This is a genomic window from Proteiniphilum sp., from assembly GCF_040307845.1.
Classification (GTDB): domain Bacteria; phylum Bacteroidota; class Bacteroidia; order Bacteroidales; family Dysgonomonadaceae; genus Proteiniphilum.
The window spans coordinates 127,683-146,634 of the sequence record NZ_JAWRIS010000004.1 but is presented as its reverse complement, the minus strand read 5'-3'; the positions used below and the strand labels follow the sequence as shown (position 1 = coordinate 146,634).

Here is an 18,952-nt window from a genome sequence, read left to right as displayed (position 1 = left end):
TCGAATACCTATGGTTCAGGTTCAAATAACATCAGGACACAACTGGTTCCACTTAGCTCGTAAAGATCGTGAGATAATTTGTTATTATCCTCCCATGTACAAGCATTAGTCCCCGAGCGGCTGCATTGTTTATCAGCTGCTATACATTGGCTTGTGGAACTATCTATATAGTATCCGGTTACCAAGTCACTGTTGCTGTCTTTTGCTGCATTGGTCGCAAAAGCCGCGCCGGCTCCCATTAATATGATCACAGCCGGCACAAGAAGTTGTTTAAATTTCTTCATAATGAAAAAATTTAGAATGATGCCTACTCTAATTTAGGTTTTCGGCGTCTCCTGTTTTGATGAAATGCCGCGTCACCGACTGCGCAAAACGGTAACGCACGATTTCATTGCCGGACAAAACAAACAAATGCTCATCCGTGACGATCATCCGGGCCATTTTATGGCCACCGCGATTCGGCACATAAAAACTGCCCAGATACTCCTGCCTGTCGGTCCGGTACATGTCGATAATGGCTGTCTGGTTCCACATCTCACGGGATTCGTATTTTCCCATAAGGTTGGATTCATTGAACAGCAACCGGTTATGTACGACCGACCTCTTATTGACCTGCAACGGGGGCGCTCCCATTTTATGCCGTCCGTCCGACAATGAACGGACCTGCACCTGCGCCCTGAATATGGTGTCGATGGTGTGCAGCCTCCGGGAAAGGTGCAGGCTGCTGTCCACCACCATGAATTGATTGCGATAAAAATAGATATAGACCAGTTCACCGGTTATGTCGTCCCGGAGCAACTGCCCGTCCGTATCGAATACGCCATCGATTTGTTTTTCCAACAGTTCGTGGTTGAGTATAATCTTTGGGTCTTGCTCCAATGCGAGTTTTCCCAATACCTGCGCCCTGGTTTCAGTGCTTTGCGTCCTGAAGACGAAATGTACGGAGTCTATCACTTCCAGTTGGGAGAAATAACAATCTGCATAACTGATGGTACGGGCAAGCGAATCATCCAACCGGCCCCGGTAAATCACCGGCACACTCCCGTCATACATATAGAAATGGGGAGATTTTACCTTTATTTGGATGGAACGGAACGGATGTTCGGTATCATCGGGTTGTATCCTCTTTTCAGTTTTTGTGGTCAATGCTGTATCCACAGTAGTGAGAATAAAAGGTGCAGTAATATTCCCCAGGTAGACCTGTCCGTCAGCAATACCTGCGAAGTAATAGGAATTCACTCCTAAGTCGAACGCTATCTTATCCCTTATGGGATGTTGACCAAATCGCCTTATGAAGTTGTTCTCTTTTTTAATGATGTGCTCTGACGACAGGAACAATGCCACCACTACGCCCACAGCCGCAAGGGAATGCAACACGCTTTTCAGCACAACAGCAACGGTAGGCGTACCTTTTTCCTTTTCTGTCAATACGATGGCGATCAATGCCAATGCTGCAAAAACAAGGTTAAATACCAGGTGTTCCGTCCAGCTTAGTTCTTCAATGATCCCGCCGCAGGAACAGGGAATAAAATCGCTGTAATTGAGTATCAAATAGATATAGACGGTAAAGGCGATCATTAAAAAGAAAGAGGCGTACAAGCCGATGAGCCGGGTGGCTTTAAAGCATAAAAGCACGACAATAAGCAGTTCGACGATGATGACGGACGGGGCTATCAATCCGGCATAGGCACTCAACAGGGGAGACTGTGCCAGCTCTATCCCGAAGTTCTCAAAATCTAGCAGTTTACTGATGGCCGTATATACAAAAAGGAGCACGTACAAGTAGGAGATTATTTGTACAATTGCATGCTGCCATTTCGACAGATTTTTTTGCATGGTGATTCTCTCCTGCGTTTATTTTCCTACCGGAAAATGCATCGTATTTTCTTTGGATTTACATAAGCCGAATAAACAGATCGGGTAATCTCGATATTGCTTCGCTAATGCAGGAGCAACTTCAGCAAATATTTAGAAAGAATCTAAAACCTAAAGCATCAAAATATACATTTCACTCTCTGCAAATATAAGGTATGAACACTCAATTTCAAAACTTTTTTTCAAAAAATAATATAATTAACTGTCTTATGCTCTGGATATTTATTATTACTGCATATAAATTTATACCAATAAATAGGATTTAAAATAAAAATAGAATGAAAATCGGGATTATTAGGAGAAGTTGTTTTCGGCTTCCTCCGTACTGAAATGGCGTGTTATAGATTGCGCAAAACGGTAACGCACGATTTCATTGCCGGATAAAACAAACAAATGCTCGTCCATGACGATCATCCGGGTCATTTTATGGCCACCGCGGTGGTGCACATAAAAACTGCCCAGATACTCCTGCCTGTCGGTCCGGTACATGTCGATGACGCATATCTCACGGAATTCGAATTTCCCCATAAGGTTGATATTTTTTCCCATAAGAGATAGGTGTGGATATTGCTGATTTTTATGAAATGAATCCGGAAAAAGTGAAGGACGCCTTACTCTGTTCATTCAGGATGGAAGACTTGTCTGATGAGGATCTAAAGGAAATATCCTCTTTTAAAGAAGTCGTCAAATCATATCTGAAAATGGATAGATGGAATAAACCGGAACTCATGAAAAAAGATGTACCTTTGGCTGGATTAAACAGTGACATGGAAGTAAATAATAATATGATGAAAGTAGCATTAATAACAGGAATTACCGGACAGGACGGATCGTTTCTGGCCGAGTTGTTGATAGAAAAAGGATATGAAGTACACGGGATTATCCGTCGTTCATCCTCATTTAATACCGCCCGTATTGAACATCTATATTTTGATGAGTGGGTAAGGGACATGCACCGGGACAGGCTCGTCAACCTGCATTATGCCGATATGACCGATTCCAGCTCGCTCATCCGTATCATCCAAACCACACAACCGGATGAGATTTATAACCTGGCGGCCCAGAGCCATGTGAAGGTAAGTTTTGACGTGCCGGAATATACGGCGGAGACCGATGCCGTAGGTACGCTCCGCCTGTTGGAGGCCGTCCGTATCCTTGGGCTGGAAAAGAAAACCAGAATATACCAGGCATCTACATCCGAACTTTACGGGTTGGTGCAGGAAGTGCCCCAGAAAGAGACCACTCCCTTTTATCCGCGTAGCCCGTATGGTGTGGCAAAGTTATATGGCTTCTGGATCACGAAGAATTACCGGGAGTCTTATGGCATGTTTGCCGTAAATGGTATCCTTTTCAATCATGAGAGTGAACGCCGGGGAGAAACCTTCGTCACCCGGAAAATCACGATTGCCGTGGCCCGTATCGCCCAGGGCGAACAGGACAAACTCTATCTCGGTAATTTAAATGCATTGAGGGACTGGGGTTACGCCAAGGATTATGTGGAGTGTATGTGGCTGATGCTTCAGCATGATACGCCTGAAGATTTTGTGGTGGCTACCGGCGAGATGCACACCGTGCGTGAATTCTGTACGCTTGCCTTTGCCGAAGCCGGTATCACGTTGCGTTGGGAAGGTGAGGGTATCAATGAAAAAGGAATAGACACTGTTACCGGAAAAGTGCTGGTAGAGGTAGATCCCAAATATTTCCGCCCGGCCGAAGTGGAACAGCTCCTGGGTGATCCCTCCAAAGCCAGAACCTTGCTGGGTTGGAATCCCCGCAAGACATCATTTGAAGAACTGGTAAGATTGATGGTGCGACACGACATGAAATCGTGCTGATAAAAAAACTACATTATCAAGACAATAATACAAAAAAAATGATAATTTTGTATGTCCGTTAAATAATATATAGTTGGCAGGAATGTTAAACTTATCTCATGACAGTAAGGGTAGATTGTATATCTGATTAAATCGAATTCTCAAAATGCAATAAAAATAGGTAGATAATAGGGGATACAGTGCAAGTTGCTTATTTATAAATAGGTAGCAGGAAATTTTTTACCAAATAGTACCAAATTGTGACATTTAAAGAAACATACATCCCCGCAACTAAAAAGAGAATGAAGATGAAAATAAAATATGATATCCTTAATGATTATGACCCGAAAGAAAATTTGCCGGCATATATCTTTCCCACTATCGATTTGCTGGAAGATGCGAACCTTGTATTCCCAATACATAACGTTATCGAAATAAAAGAGAAGTTGATAAGTATATTACAGGCAAATAACATAGATGTCTGGTCTCTTGATGCAACAGTTGGTTATACAAACACATTATACGAAATCACTCCTTTAAAAGGATTACGCTTAGACCAACTGAAAAGCTTATATGCAGATCTTTCATTCAATTTAAGTACCCCTAATATATCCATCGAGCCCATTTTTGATAAAACTACTATTGGCCTGGTTGTGCCGAATAAAGAACATATAATATTACCCATTAAGTCCGTGATTGATTCTGATGAATTTTCTGAAACTCATTATGAATTGCCATTGATTATCGGGCAAACGCTGACACATAAGAATATTATTGTTGACCTGAGTGAAAAAAAACATATCTTGATATCAGGTGCTACGGGACAGGGGAAATCTGTGTTGCTAAACGTGATTATAGCTTCTTTACTCTATAAAAAACACCCGGCTGAACTTAAGTTCGTGCTGTTTGATCCGTTGCGAATAGAACTAAATTTATATTCCACAATAGAAAAACATTTTCTGGCAAAATTAACTTACGGGGAGACTAATGTGGTTTCTGACATTCAGGATGTTATAGAAACATTACGGTCATTAACCTATGAGGTGGATAAACGGTTTGAGATGCTGCTAAAGGCAAATGTGAGGAATATAAAAGAATATAATGCCATGTTTCGGAAGCGTGAACTGAATCCTTCAAAAGGACACCGGTTTATGACTTATATTGTGGTGATAATGGATAAATATTGTGATATAGCGACGAGCGAGGGGGAAACATACATAAGAAGGCTTGTCAAAAATGCCCATCTGGTAGGCATACACCTTATACTTTCGATACAATGTCCATCACAGGATATTATAGGTGAAGATGTCAAGAATAACTTTCCCGTTCATATTGCATTTCGGGCGGTAAGCCGGCAAGACTCGAAGATAATACTTGATGACGAAGGTGCTGAAAGATTGTGCGGAAACGGTGACGCAATCTATAAAGACGAGTTGTCAAAGATAAGATTGCAGGTCCCTTTTATTTCGACCGGTGAAGTGAAAAAAATCATCCGGCACATTGGAAGGCAACAAGGATATGACTATGCCTATCTATTGCCTTTACCTGATGATTCCCCATTACTAAAATATTCATTGAATGATTTAAATATGCCAGACGGCTTTGTGTGAAGGGAGTTTTTTTATTATTTTTGATCTTAATTTATTCCATTTATCGATAGCGTAAGATGAAAAAGCTCCTTTCACTGCCCCATAATGCGACAAAAGATTACCACACGCTTCATCGCAGGAGCGAACAAGAGTGGTTCTGCACTTCCGACCCGAAAGAGAAACGACTGGGTTCGGGAAGTGGTACAACATGGCTCCTGGAAGAGTGTTGGCGGAACGAAAACCCGGACATGGACTTCGACGCATGGCTCTCTAACGAAAAACGAATCCTGATCCATGCGGGAGGACAGAGCAGGCGTCTCCCCTCTTATGCGGTGACGGGCAAGACGGGGCTGCCGGTTCCGGTGTTCCGCTGGGCAAGGGGACAACAATTACGCCAGGATTTGATTGCGTTACAACTCCCTCTTTATGAGCAGATCCTGAAACAGGCGCCGGATTCGCTGCGTACCTTTATCGCCAGCGGTGATGTGTTGATCCGCTCTGAAGAACCGTTGCAGGAGATACCGGAGGCGGATGTGGTGTGTTACGGCCTATGGGTCGACTCGTCGCAGGCAACCCGGCACGGCGTGTTTGCCGCCCACCGGGATACACCTGATGTGCTGGACAGGGTGATGCAGAAGCCTTCGCTGCAGGAGCTGGAGGAACTATCCCGGTCGCATCTGATGCTGATGGATATAGGCATGTGGCTGCTGAGCGACCGGGCGGTGCAATTGCTCAGGGAGCGGTCGTATGGCAAAGCGGGCTCTTTGGAATTCTATGACCTGTACAGCGATTTTGGCCTGGCGCTGGGAACCCACCCGAGGAAAACTGACAGTGAGATCAACCAGCTGACCGTAAAAATACTTCCCTTGCCGGGAGGCGAGTTCTACCACTATGGTACCACCCACGAGGTGATTACATCCACCCTGGCGCTCCAGAACAAGGTGTTCGACCAGCGACTGATCATGCACCGGAAAATTAAACCGAACCCGGCGATCTTTACCCAGAATGCTATTATCGATTTTCAGTTTAGCGAGAAAAACCGGAATATATGGATCGAGAATGCCTGCCTGGGCGGTGGATGGAGGGTGGCGACGGATAGTGTGGTCACCGGAGTGCCGGAAAACGACTGGCAGTTGAATGTGCCGGAGGGAATATGTGTGGATATCGTGCCTGTGGATGACCGTTTATATGCGATCCGTCCTTACGGAATGAACGATTGGTTCAGGGGAAAAGTCGATGATCCGCAAACGCGCTGGATGGGACAACCGGTGGTGGAATGGCTGAAGGAGCGGGGATTGGACACGGATGTGTTGTCAGATGGCGCAGGAGATGACGCGGTAGGGGATATCCAGCAATGTAAATTGTTTCCCTGCCTTGAGCGGTCGGATGAGATGGAGGCAGTGCTGAAATGGATGATCGGCGACGGTCTCCCGCCAGATGGGAAGAGGATTTGGATGGAGTCGGAGCGCCTTTCGGCGGACGAGTTGATGGAGAGGGCATCCATTGCCAGGTTATATGCGCAACGCAAGGACTTCCGGCGGAAGAATTACAAGATGCTGGAGAAAAACTACGAAAAAAGTGTCTTCTATCAATTGGATTTGAGTGATGTTGCAGAAGAATATCATCGCATGGATCTCGACCTGCCCGTGTTGTTGCCCCATGAAGCCGATAAGATGCAGCGTATCCATAACAGGATGTTCCGGTCGCGCCTCCTGGCTTTGCGAGGGGACGTTGAAGAAGCGGACAGGGAAGAGAAGGCGGCTTTCTCCCTCTTACGGAACGGGATGATCGAGGTGCTGTCCGACAAAAAACGGTCACCCAAATTGTCGGCATTCCCCGACCAGATCATATGGGGCAGGAGCCCGGTGAGGATCGACCTGGCCGGAGGATGGACGGATACCCCTCCTTTCTCGCTCTATTCGGGCGGGAATGTAGTGAACGTGGCGATAGAACTGAACGGACAGCCTCCCCTGCAGGTATATGTGAAGCCGTCTAAAGAATGCCGGATCGTGCTGCGTTCTATTGATATGGGAGCTACCGAAGTGGTAGAGTCTTTTGATGATCTGAGGGCATTCCATCAGTTGGGATCGCCCTTCTCCATTCCGAAAGCGGCATTGGCGTTGTGTGGCTTCCTGCCGGAATTCTCGGCGGAGCGATGGAATACCCTGGCAGGGCAGTTGCAGGCATTCGGCGGGGGCATTGAGTTGACGTTGCTGGCGGCCATACCTGCCGGATCGGGATTGGGGACAAGCTCTATCCTGGCTTCAACCGTGCTGGGGGCACTCAATGATTTCTGCGGGTTACAGTGGAACAAGCAGGATATCAGCACGAACACGTTGATACTGGAGCAATTGCTGACCAGCGGAGGGGGATGGCAGGACCAGTATGGGGGTATCTTCCACGGGGTGAAATTGTTGGAATCGGGACGAGGATTCCTGCAGACGCCACAAATCAGTTGGCTTCCCGATTTCCTGTTTGCCGATCCCTCCTATAAACCCTTTCACCTGTTGTACTATACGGGTATTACCCGCATGGCAAAAAATATCCTGGGTGAGATTGTAAGGGGTATGTTCCTTAATTCGGCACAACACCTCTCGATATTGCATGAGATGAAAGTGCACGCGTTGGATATGGCTAACGCTATCCAGCGGGGTGATTTTGAACGGTACGGGCAGTTGATCAGGAAAACATGGGAGCAGAAGAAGATGATCGACAGGGGAACCAATCCTCCGGAAGTGGAAAGGATCATCGATCTGGTGAAAGATTATACCCTGGGCTATAAACTGCCGGGCGCCGGCGGCGGAGGATATCTCTACATGGTAGCCAAGGATGAAGAGGCTGTATTACGCATCCGTAAAGTGTTGAATGAGCATCCGCTGAACGGGAAATCCCGGTTCGTGGAGATGGAGCTGTCGAAAAAAGGGTTTCAGGTATCGAGATCATGAAAATAAAAAATCACTGAAAACCTTGTGTAAGGAGAATAAAATCATTACCTTTGCAAACTTTTTCCCGGATAACGGGGCAAAAGGGGTAATAGTAATCACAAATTCAAAAAGAGCAAAATGCCAAAAATGAAGACTAATTCCGGTGCCAAAAAGAGGTTCGCCCTTACCGGAACAGGAAAAATCAAACGGAAACATGCTTATAAGAGTCATATCTTGACGAAGAAGACCAAAAAGCAAAAGAGAAATCTGACACAAACCGGTCTGGTTCACAAATCTGACTTAAACAGTGTAAAGACACTGTTGGGGATGAAATAATTCATACCCGAGAGAGTTTCCAAAAAGAGATTTAGTAACAGGATGTATGCCATCAAGAGCTCTGCACGACAGGGACGCTATCATTCAAAACAAGTAACATTATGCCAAGGTCAGTCAATCATGTTGCCTCGCGCAACCGCAGAAAAAAAGTTCTGAAATTAACAAGAGGCTATATCGGCGCACGCAAGAATGTGTGGACAGTAGCCAAGAACACGTGGGAAAAAGGTCTTACCTATGCCTATCGTGACCGTAAAAACAAAAAACGCAACTTCCGCGCTTTGTGGATCCAGCGTATCAATGCTGCCGCCCGTGAACACGGTATGTCTTATTCGCGTTTGATGGGTGCGCTGCACAAAAATGAAATCGAAATCAACCGCAAGGTACTTGCCGATTTGGCAATGAACCATCCCGAAGCATTCAAGGCGATCGTGGATAAAGTGAAATAGTAACACACTCTTCATGCCGGGTTGATCCGGAATGAAATAGATAGGGGGAATCTGAAAAGGTTCTCCTTTTTTGTTGACCTTCCTCTGTAAAAAACAGTTTTGCATACCTTTGCGTTTGGATATGGATTCTTTTTCATCTATTTTTGTATCATTATGGAAGAGACAGGCGCCAATCTCTCCGTCAAAAAACGTGACTGACCGAAGTCCTGTCTCTCAATAGCAATAAGACCCTGTCGATGCGACCGGGCCGGGAATGAAAATCAAAAAATACATCAAATGAAACTGCTTACAAGAATGAGTGCTGTCCTGCTGGTGGCAGTTGCGCTGACCGGACCACTCTCCGGCTGCCACAACAAGGGAAAATCCCCGGTGGAAACGATCACCTATGCAAATCCCTTGCCGGTGGCCTTTGGTGATCCGTTTATCCTCTCCGCATCCGACGGGAAGTATTATATGTACGGCACGGGCGGTGTGGAGAAAGGATTCGGTGCATATAGTTCCGACAACCTTGCCGATTGGCATTTCGAGGGGCAGGTCTATTTTGGTGACCAGCCCGGTTCCTGGACGGTAAAGAACTATTGGGCACCCGAAGTGTATGAGATGGATGGACGGTATTATATGTTCTTTAGCGCCGATTGGAAGGAGAACCCGACCCATGAACTGGAAAACTTCCGTATCGGGGTGGCGGTGGCCGATCAACCTACAGGGCCGTTCACAGAGATATCCGATGAACCGCTGTTCGATCCGGGATATCCCATCATCGATGCCAATATCCTGCAACACGGCGGAAAGACTTATCTCTATTACTCCCGCTGTTGTTATAAGAACCCGGTGGAAAGCGAGGTGGCCGAATGGGCCCGTGCGCAGGATCTTTTTGAGGAGATAGAAGAGAGTTGGGTATATGGGGTGGAGATATCCAATGATTTCACTTCTGTAATTGGAGAACCGGTATTACTGCTGCAACCCCCAACTACCATGGATGATCCGCAAACGGGGTGGGAGAGCCGTTCCGTGACTTCCGGGGAGGTCAACCGCCGCTGGACGGAAGGGTCGTTCGCCTTTGAGTATAACGGGAAGATCTACATGATGTACTCTGCCAACTTCTTCGGAGGTGAGAATTACGCGGTGGGATACGCTGTGGGCGATAATCCGTTGGGGCCGTTTGTGAAGGCCGCGAATAATCCTGTACTGGAGAAAAATGTAGCCACAGGCGGAGAGGTGACCGGCACCGGGCACAATATGATGTTCAGGTCGAAAGACGGGGAAAAGATGTACACTGTCTATCATGGCCGTACCCAAAAGACGGGTGATGAGCGTGTGGTCTTTATTGATGGGATGAGGATTGATGCGAACGGGATATTGACCGTGGATGGACCGTCCACTTCAGAAAAAGAATTGTAACCCATGCGTACCTATTCCATTGAAGAGAACCATCGGATTGAGCATGTTATAACCGGCTGCCGGCTTTGCTATGTGGGAATGGCGGATGAAAACGGCAAGCCTTACGTGTTACCCATGAATTTCGGGTATGAAAAGGGAATGGTGTATCTGCATTCGGCACAAGAAGGACATTCTATTTCCATCTTGGAGAAAAATCCGCAGGTTTGCCTTACTTTTTGTACCGATCCCGCCCTGGTGTGGCAGGACGAAGAGGTGGCCTGTAGTTATCGGATGCGTGCCGAGAGCGTGATTTGCTACGGCAAAGTGATGTTTGAGGAGGATCTCGATGAAAAGGTGAAGGCGTTGAATTGTATCATGCGCCAGTATTCCGATCGCGAGTTCAGCTATTCTGCCCCTGCCGTGAGGAATGTGAAGATATGGAAAGTGGCACTGGATGAGATTTCTGCCAGGGAACTCGGCGTGCCGAAAAAGATGTAAGAGGAGCTAAAAAAAGAGATTAAATCATGGTAATGAAAAAAATATCAATATTTTTTGCTGCGTTGATGATGATTGTTTCTGTATCAGCGGGTGAGCCGAAAGAGAAGGAAACAGCCAGGCCGATAGAGTTGACAAAAGCGACTTTCCTGGAGAAGGTGTTCGATTTCGAGAACAATTCCGAGTCGTGGAACTATAAAGGTGATAAGCCGGCCATCATTGATTTTTATGCGGACTGGTGCGGTCCCTGCCGGATAGTATCTCCGGTACTGAAGGACCTGGCAGCAGAATATGGTGACGAGATTTATGTCTATAAGATCAATGTAGATCGTGAAAGAGAATTGGCCAGCCTGTTCGGTGCCAGAAGTATTCCTATGTTCCTGTTTATTCCCATGGACGAAGACCCGCAGATAGGAATGGGAGCCCTTCCTAAAAAGTCGTTCAAGGAGGTGATTGATACTTTTCTGTTGAAAAAGGAGAATCTTTGATGATAGTGCGCTGAGTGCGATAATTGCTTCGCTGATAAATGATATATGCTTCACACGATAGAGGGAAGGGGATGATTACAAGTTTACAGAATCCGGCAGTAAAGAATATTGTAAAGTTATCGAAAAGTAAAGAACGGAAGGAACAACAGCTTTTCGTGATCGAAGGGGCACGGGAGCTCTCGTTGGCATTGCAGAGCGGTTATTTCCCTGAAGCGGTGTATGTGTGCCGGGAAATGTTTGAAAAGACAAAATATCCCGATCTGTTGGATGTGCTGCCCCCGGAGATTGTGTGTGATATCTCACCGGCGGTATTCAGCAAAATCGCCTACCGGGAGAATTCCGACGGAGTAGTGGCATTGGCCAAGCCGAAGCGGCATGGGCTGTCCGATCTGAGACTTTCCCCTAACCCCTTTCTTATACTGATTGAAGCGGTGGAGAAGCCGGGTAACCTGGGTGCTATCCTCCGTACTGCCGATGCCGCGGCAGTGGATGCGGTAATCGTATGCGACCCGCAGACCGACCTCTATAATCCCAACGTGGTGCGCTCGAGCGTGGGAGGACTTTTTACCGTACAGACCGCAGTCTGCTCTTCCGACGAAGCCTTTGCATGGCTGCAAAACCTTGATATCACGTCTTATGCGGCAGAACTGCAGGCGGCTGAATTTTATCAGCAGACAGACTTTACCCACCCTTCGGCAATAGTAATGGGTACCGAAGCGGACGGTTTGTCCGACTTCTGGCTCCGGCATGCAACAAAGCGAATCAAAATCCCCATGCGCGGGAAAATTGATTCGCTTAACGTGTCGGTATCTACTGCCGTGCTTACCTTCGAAGCAATGCGGCAGCGCGGGTTTTAATCCACAAAAGCATGCCTGAATCCCTGTATTTTATTCCAGTTACCACGGGTAAAGTCGGGCACCTCCACTGAAGAGTTGTTGTTCTCCATCGAGATGCGGCTCAACTCCCCTAGGCAACACCATTCCGCCAGGTCATACACATCCATGTCCAGTGGCAAACCGTTCCGAAGGCAATACACCAAACGGTAATCCATGATAAAGTCCATGCCGCCGTGGCCACCCACTTCCTTCGCTTTTTCTTCCAATTCGCGATGGATGCGGTGCTTGTACTTGTCCATCAGCATATCACGCACCTCCCTCGGCATATAACTGTGGGCACTCAGGTTCTCATGGTCGGGCATACCCTCCCCCGGCACCATATTCTCTTCGAGGGCGTACCCCTGGTTCGGGTATTTGTTCGCGAACCCTTTCGTGCCGCTCACCTGATACATACGGCTGTAGGGGCGAGGTGAAGCCACGTCGTGCTGGATAAGGATCGTTTTACCCTTTTCCGTGCGGATCATCGTCATCGTGTTCTGCCCGTTGGCGAAAAGATAGGCGCTGTCGCGGTCCACCCCCCTCTTCTCAATCAGGTATTCGGGAATATTCACCGGTTTGGTATCCATCGACACCAGGGTGGTCATCCTGTCACCACGGTGTATGTCCAGCACTTGGGCAGCAGGGCCCAAACCATGCGTGGCATACACGTCTCCACGGAATTCCCTGTTGAACTGCATCCGCCAGTCCCCTTCATACGCATCCCAAAAATCGCTCAGGTTGTGGATATAGGCTCCCTCGGTATGGAGCACCTCGCCGAAAAGGCCCTGTTGCGCCATATTAAGTGTGGTAAGTTCAAAAAAATCATACACGCAGTTTTCCAACTGTATGCAATGTTTTTGTGTCCGTTCGGCGGTATTCACCACCTCCCAGATTTCGTCCAAATTCATCGCCGCCGGTACTTCGCAAGCCACATGTTTGCCCTGCTTCATGGCATAAACCATCATCGGGACGTGGTGTTTCCAGTCGGTAGCAATATACACCAGGTCGATATCCTCACGCTGGCACAGTTCTTTCCAGGCATCTTCGCTGCCGCTGTAGGAAGCAGCCTGTGGCAAACCCGCCCTCTCGAGGATACTCTGCGCCTTCTCCACTCTGTCTCCATGTTTATCGCACAGGGCCACAATCTTCGTCCCCGGGATATGGGTGAAACGTTGCACTGCGCCCGGGCCACGCATCCCTAATCCGATAAAGCCGACTCGCACCGTGTCGATCTTCTCGGCAACTAAACCCAATACGTCTTTTTGTCCCGCGGGACGTTCGGGTACTTCCGTGCGGATAGGTTGCCTCTTCTCATCTCCTTCTTTCGTCCTCTGTGTGGCGCTTGTACAGCCGAGCAGGAACAATACAGCCACTAATATGGCCAATGTCATCGTTTTTTTGTGCATAATAATTTCGAGTAACATAGCAGAAGGCAACCCAATGGAGCCTTCTGCTTATTGTGTTATTTTGTTGGATTCTGAGTCAGTTGGTTACCTGTACCCACGTATGCGTTGATCGCGTCTTGAGGTATATAGTATACGACACGGTAGTCGGTGGGTGCTACTTCTTCCATCGCATTGTGCGGTCCGGGATAATGACGCGTGAGCGGTTTGCCATTACGGAATACATCATAGCTGCGTTCTGCCTGGAAGGCAAGTTCCAATTGACGTTCTTTGTCGATCATCTCATCTGCATTGGCTGCGGTGAGTGTGGTGTATCCCTGGCCGGGGAGTGAGCGTTCGCGTACTATATTCAATGCAGTACGTGCAGTTTCATAATCACCTTTCTTGGCGGCAGCTTCCGCTTTATTCAGATACATTTCCGCCAACCGGGTGATTATGGGAGAGTGGAGATGGGAGTCTTCCCCTTCGCGTGAGCACTTCACGATATAAAACATAGGATGGGAACGGTTCAGTTTCATTAATTTATCGATTACACCTGTATAAGTGTTGCCGTCTTCATAATTGATAGAATAGATACCCTGTTCTGCATCTACCGGTGTCAATGTATAGTTTTTTTCATTATCTATACATGTGATGGTATTCCCTGACCTTGTAATGGGTGCTTGGATGTATGTGTAATTGGTCTGTACACCGGCATCATTATAAAGATTCCTGATAAACCGGAATACATCTACATTATCATCTGAATACTGTGGTTCGATAAAGGCAGCGCGGGCGTCTACCAATTTGTTGTTTGCCCAGTCGTTACGTCCTGTTTCATCGAGAAGACTCAGGTATTTGCCACTGGCATACATTTCACCCCAACCCATACCGCCAATCACAGCATACATTCCCCCGACACCGTAGTAGTGGTCAAAACCCGAAAATTCCGAAGCAACACGTTTAATGGCGAAGATGGTCTCGCTGTTATTTTCAGGAGTGAATTCGTTATAACGCATAAAATTGTCGCGTGACAACAGTGAATATTCTCCCGAATTGATTACTGCGTCAGTATATTCAATGGCTTTCTCAGCGTATTGTACGTTCGGATTTTCATAGGTTCCACTCATATAAAGATAGATACGGGATAATAAGGCCTGTGCTGCCATTTTGGATGCATATACGGGTCCTTTGTCGATAGTCAGCAAAGTCGTAGCCTTCTCCAGATCGGCAATAGATTGCTTGTAAGTATCTTCCACTGTAGCACGATCAGGAAAATCTCCGAAAACATTCTCAGGTGTACCATTTACGATGGGAACACCAAGGTTTTTGTCGGGATTCTGGAAATAGGGTCTTCCATACGCACGGCAGAGATAGAAATACATTAAACCGCGAAGGAAATAAGCTTCTCCAATCTGGTTGTCTACTTCGGGACTCTGTCCCTCCTCAATCATCGAAATGATATTGGACGTCTGGGCAATGGCTTTGTAGCTGTTGTCCCAGAATGATTGAAGACGATAATTATTAGGAGTTCGAGAGTAGGAGATAAATTCATAGAAGGCATCGGTGGATGAACCCCGAATCATGATATTATCACCGGCATATTCACCACAGCGGTGCATTACATCCGACCATGTTTTCATTTGTGCATAAGCACCATTAAGCAGGGTTGAAAGCGATCCGTCGGGATCCTGTTTTATTCTTTCATCCGGCATGGAGCCGTAGGGCAATCTGTCTATATCGCAAGCAGTAAAACCAATCCCCGCGAAAAGTAAAATGTATATAACAAATTTCTTCATATGATTATTCTCCTTTAAAATGTTATGTTGATGCCAAATAAGAATTTACGCGTAGTGGGATATACGGTAGTGGTGACACCCACGACTTTAAGTGTTCCATTGTCATTATGTGAAGGCAGTTCCGGATCAATACCTGAATAATCGGTGATGGTAAAGAGGTTTTCACCTGTAACGAAAAGCCTTACATTGGACAGGTTGTATTGCGGTAACCCGAAATTATATCCTAAGGAGAGTGTACGCATCTTGAAATAGGACCCATCTTCCAGATAGCGTGATGAAACCTTGTTGGACTGGGATTTGTTCTCATAGACAGCCTTGGGGTGTGTAGCGATATCACCCGGTTTTTGCCAGCGGCTCCATCCTTTCAACAGGCGCATCTGGTTACGATCGGTATAGGTTCCATCGGAATCATATTCGGTACGGGTATAGTTGTAAATCTTTCCTCCTACCGAGTAGCCAAAAACAGCATTCATATCGAAGTTCTTCCAATAGAGGCTTGTGGAGAACCCACCGAAGAATTTCGGGGTATAAGCTCCCATTTCTACCTGATCGGCCTGTTCGTACTTGTCAGTTATTTCCCTTGTTTTATTGCCATTGGCATCGGTTACGGTTTTGTACCACTGCGGTGCCCCGTTTTCCGGGTTTACACCCGCCCATTCGGGAAGATACCATGTGTCGGCATCAATTCCTTCACGCAGGATAGTCTGTGCTGAACCGGCAATATTTACACCGCTACCACCGATGACAGGCGGCACCTGCCCTGTTTTCGGGTCGCGTACACCATAGAGTTCGGTCACCTTGTTGCGGTTCAGGCCGATATTGGCATCTATGCTCCAAAGTAAATCCCTGTTTTTGATAATATCTACACTTGCGGTAGCTTCAAAACCTTTGTTCCGTACTGCCCCTATATTACGCCATACACGGGTTACACCCACAACACCCGGAACCGGAACCTGGTAGAGTAGGTCGCTGGTATTTTTGTCGTAGTAGTCGAATGTCATCCGTAGACGGTCGAATAAAGCGATGTCGAGTCCCAGACCGGTCGTATATGATTTTTCCCAGGTGAGATCCCTGTTTCCTATTTGAGAGATCAATGCTCCGGAATTGCCGTTATAGCTTGCACTGGTAGCTACAGCGTATAAATCGTACTGCGGATACAGAGAGGTCGGGCGGTTTCCTACAGAACCGTAAGCAGCTCTTAGTTTTAGCTCATTTACCACATCGCTATTGAAAAATTCTTCCCGATGGATATTCCAGCCTCCGCTGATGGAGAAGAAGTTACCATACTTTGCGTTGTCACCGAAGTTGGATGCTCCGTCGCGACGCAATGAAAGTTGCGCCAGATACTTGTTGTCGTAAGCATAGTTGATATTGGAGAAAACAGATTGTACTGCCCATTCCGATATCCCTCCTTTGGTGTATTCAGGCTTGGCAACAACATCGAGTATTTCGAATCCGGGTACAAATCCGGTTCCCCTGGCTGTGATATTTCTTCCTGAATAGTCATTGAATTCGTACGCTAACAGGGCATTGATGGAGTGTTTCCCGAAATATTTGTTGATACGAAACATTTGGTTGGTATAGCGGCGAATCATATCGGAGCGGTACTCCTCAATGCGTCCGCTAACCCCCTCGCCAGCATTTGAACGTGGATCGGTATATGCTTTTGAACTGTAATTCTGATACTTAATATTATTGACAGAGGAGAAGGTCAGCCAGTCGGTCAACTTGATATCAAAATCGAAATTTCCCATAAACTCATAGGTGAGAGAATTGGAGAAATCATATTGCAGGTCGTACAAATAATTGGTACTATTGCTGTTTACCCACAGAGGAGATCTATGACCAATGATATTTCCATCCTTATCGTAAGGGCTATCCCATGGTAAATTAGAATACATAGCGCTTACTGAATACTGGCGATCGTCGATATCACGTCTCGAACCGGAAAGGAATGGCTTGATGGTAAGCCAGTCGAAAGGACGGTAATCGGTTTTGTACAACAGATTATAACGCCTGTAGTCGTATCCTTTTACAGCCCCGGTTTCATCGTACACACCAACAGAAACCATTGAACGCATCTTTTCGGTTCCACCGGAAAGGGTTAGGTTATATTCCTGTATAAATCCGGTTTGTGAAGCCAGATCCCACCAGCTGAAATCACTGTCTCTCAGTTCAGGACTCCAGCGAGGAAACAAAATTTCCTCCTGGTTACTGAATGACTTGAAGTAGTCATACATCTCAGCGCCATTCATCACCTTTAGGTTTCCTCTCATCAAATTGCTGACACCTGCTTTGGCAGTAAGATCGATAGTCAGTGTGTCGACTTTGGGGTTTTTGGTGGTGACCACGATTACGCCATTGGCTCCCTGAGAACCGTAGATGGCGGTGGAAGCCGCATCTTTCAGGATGGTGATTGATTCGATATCGGCAGGGTTCAAAGAACCGGAGCTGCTACCCACTATCACACCGTCAATTACCCAAAGGGGATCGGTACTTCCGTTTACAGTCGACTTACCACGTATAATAATGGTTCCTGTTGAACCGGGTTGTCCTGATCCGGGAGCTACATATACACCCGGAGCTTTTGAATTAAGCATGTTTTCGGTAGAGGGGGAAGTGATATTCCTTAATTTTTCGCTGGAAACAGTTTGCAGCGAACCCGTCAAACTTTCACGACGTTGCACGGTATAACCCACAACCACCAATTCATCCAATTGACGGGTATCTTCTTGCAATATGATATCGACAAATGTTTTTCCTGCAGTCGATATTTCCACGTCCTGATAACCGATGTAAGAAACTAACAAGATTGCTCCACTCGGAACATCAAGTGAAAAGTTTCCGTCGAAATCGGTCACCGTCCCCACCGTAGGATTATTCTTATCCACTACGGTGGCGCCGATAACCGGTTCTCCATAAGCATCCACAATATTTCCCTTCACGGTGCTTCCTTTTCTCTGGTCTGATGTAGGAGGCTGTTGTTCCGGTACTTCCTTGTGGAATAGCGCGATAATGTTATTATCACTTTTGCTGTAATCGATATTCGTACCTGCGAGTATTTGGCGCATCGCATTATCGATATCAGAATCAGTTAACCGCACAGTGGTGCTCTTTTTCAGCTCCGGAAGTGTTTCGTTATAGAAGAATCTGTAATCACTAGCACGTTCAATTGCTTTCAATGCTTCTACTAACGGTTGGTTTTGCACATTAATGGTAATTTGTGAAAAGACCTGACTTGTGATGAGCCATAACAGCAAACATAACATGGTTTTTGCGGATAGGCCTTTTTCTCGAAATAAAGTTTTCCTCATAGATAATTAATTTAAAAAATTAAAAAATTGCCTGCTCTCTGCAGTGGAGGTAGAGTTTGTTTCCTTACCCTGCTCAACATAGAAAACTGAGCTTTTTAGTAGCGGAGTAGATGAAATTTTTCATTCTACTTGTTATATTATTACAGGACAACATAAAAAATCCGCTAATTGGTTAACTTTTATTATCATTATTTAATGGTGTGGCGTTGTGAAACGTCATGAGTGACAAAAAGAA

15 protein-coding genes are annotated in these 18,952 nt (G+C 46.4%); 9 read left to right on the top strand and 6 right to left on the bottom strand.

Features of this window, described 5'->3' with window-relative positions:
- Window positions 1-8: 8 nt before the first annotated feature.
- The 3 genes from ABV001_RS00855 to ABV001_RS00845 form a co-directional block, all read right to left on the bottom strand.
- Complete coding sequence (locus tag ABV001_RS00855) at window positions 9-284, bottom strand: DUF6520 family protein (protein WP_352421055.1); 276 nt, start codon at window positions 282-284, stop codon at window positions 9-11.
- Window positions 285-312: 28 nt separating this feature from the next.
- A complete protein-coding gene (locus ABV001_RS00850; protein WP_352421054.1) occupies window positions 313-1,836 on the bottom strand; it encodes a DoxX family protein in 1,524 nt (507 codons plus the stop codon).
- A gap of 333 nt (window positions 1,837-2,169) precedes the next feature.
- Window positions 2,170-2,403 carry a hypothetical protein gene (locus ABV001_RS00845; RefSeq protein ID WP_352421053.1) on the bottom strand — a complete coding sequence of 78 codons (234 nt, stop codon included), beginning with the start codon at window positions 2,401-2,403 and terminating at the stop codon, window positions 2,170-2,172.
- 260 nt (window positions 2,404-2,663) lie between these two features.
- Here ABV001_RS00845 and gmd point away from each other — a divergent pair, with 260 nt between their 5' ends.
- From gmd to ABV001_RS00800, 9 genes are all read left to right on the top strand, one after another.
- Window positions 2,664-3,710 (top strand): GDP-mannose 4,6-dehydratase, encoded by a 1,047-nt coding sequence (gene gmd, locus ABV001_RS00840; protein WP_352421067.1) that lies wholly within the window; start codon window positions 2,664-2,666, stop codon window positions 3,708-3,710.
- 287 nt (window positions 3,711-3,997) lie between these two features.
- The gene (locus ABV001_RS00835) at window positions 3,998-5,299 is read left to right on the top strand and encodes a DNA translocase FtsK (RefSeq protein ID WP_352421052.1); all 1,302 of its coding nucleotides are present in this window, start codon (window positions 3,998-4,000) and stop codon (window positions 5,297-5,299) included.
- A 56-nt stretch (window positions 5,300-5,355) separates the two neighbouring features.
- Window positions 5,356-8,223 (top strand): bifunctional fucokinase/fucose-1-phosphate guanylyltransferase, encoded by a 2,868-nt coding sequence (locus ABV001_RS00830; protein ID WP_352421051.1) that lies wholly within the window; start codon window positions 5,356-5,358, stop codon window positions 8,221-8,223.
- A gap of 117 nt (window positions 8,224-8,340) precedes the next feature.
- Complete coding sequence (rpmI, locus tag ABV001_RS00825) at window positions 8,341-8,538, top strand: 50S ribosomal protein L35 (RefSeq protein WP_294082979.1); 198 nt, start codon at window positions 8,341-8,343, stop codon at window positions 8,536-8,538.
- A gap of 101 nt (window positions 8,539-8,639) precedes the next feature.
- Window positions 8,640-8,984, top strand: a complete 345-nt coding sequence (rplT, locus tag ABV001_RS00820; protein WP_076928400.1) for a 50S ribosomal protein L20 — start codon at window positions 8,640-8,642, stop codon at window positions 8,982-8,984.
- Window positions 8,985-9,278: 294 nt separating this feature from the next.
- Window positions 9,279-10,385: a glycoside hydrolase family 43 protein gene (locus ABV001_RS00815; protein WP_502929813.1), complete on the top strand. Its 1,107-nt coding sequence runs from the start codon at window positions 9,279-9,281 to the stop codon at window positions 10,383-10,385.
- 3 nt (window positions 10,386-10,388) lie between these two features.
- Entirely contained in the window at window positions 10,389-10,862 is a 474-nt protein-coding gene (locus ABV001_RS00810) for a pyridoxamine 5'-phosphate oxidase family protein (RefSeq protein WP_352421049.1), read from the top strand.
- Between the two features lie 32 nt (window positions 10,863-10,894).
- On the top strand, window positions 10,895-11,347 hold the full coding sequence (locus ABV001_RS00805; protein WP_352421048.1) for a thioredoxin family protein: 453 nt from the start codon (window positions 10,895-10,897) through the stop codon (window positions 11,345-11,347).
- Between the two features lie 71 nt (window positions 11,348-11,418).
- The gene (locus tag ABV001_RS00800; protein ID WP_352421047.1) at window positions 11,419-12,204 is read left to right on the top strand and encodes a TrmH family RNA methyltransferase; all 786 of its coding nucleotides are present in this window, start codon (window positions 11,419-11,421) and stop codon (window positions 12,202-12,204) included.
- Here ABV001_RS00800 and ABV001_RS00795 read toward each other — a convergent pair.
- From ABV001_RS00795 to ABV001_RS00785, 3 genes are read right to left on the bottom strand one after another with little or no spacing between them, the layout of a single operon-like run.
- Complete coding sequence (locus ABV001_RS00795) at window positions 12,201-13,628, bottom strand: Gfo/Idh/MocA family protein (RefSeq protein ID WP_352421046.1); 1,428 nt, start codon at window positions 13,626-13,628, stop codon at window positions 12,201-12,203. The genes ABV001_RS00800 and ABV001_RS00795 overlap by 4 nt on opposite strands.
- Before the next feature lie 56 nt (window positions 13,629-13,684).
- Window positions 13,685-15,403 carry a RagB/SusD family nutrient uptake outer membrane protein gene (locus ABV001_RS00790; protein ID WP_352421045.1) on the bottom strand — a complete coding sequence of 573 codons (1,719 nt, stop codon included), beginning with the start codon at window positions 15,401-15,403 and terminating at the stop codon, window positions 13,685-13,687.
- Between the two features lie 14 nt (window positions 15,404-15,417).
- The gene (locus ABV001_RS00785; protein ID WP_352421044.1) at window positions 15,418-18,717 is read right to left on the bottom strand and encodes a TonB-dependent receptor; all 3,300 of its coding nucleotides are present in this window, start codon (window positions 18,715-18,717) and stop codon (window positions 15,418-15,420) included.
- Window positions 18,718-18,952 lie beyond the last annotated feature (235 nt).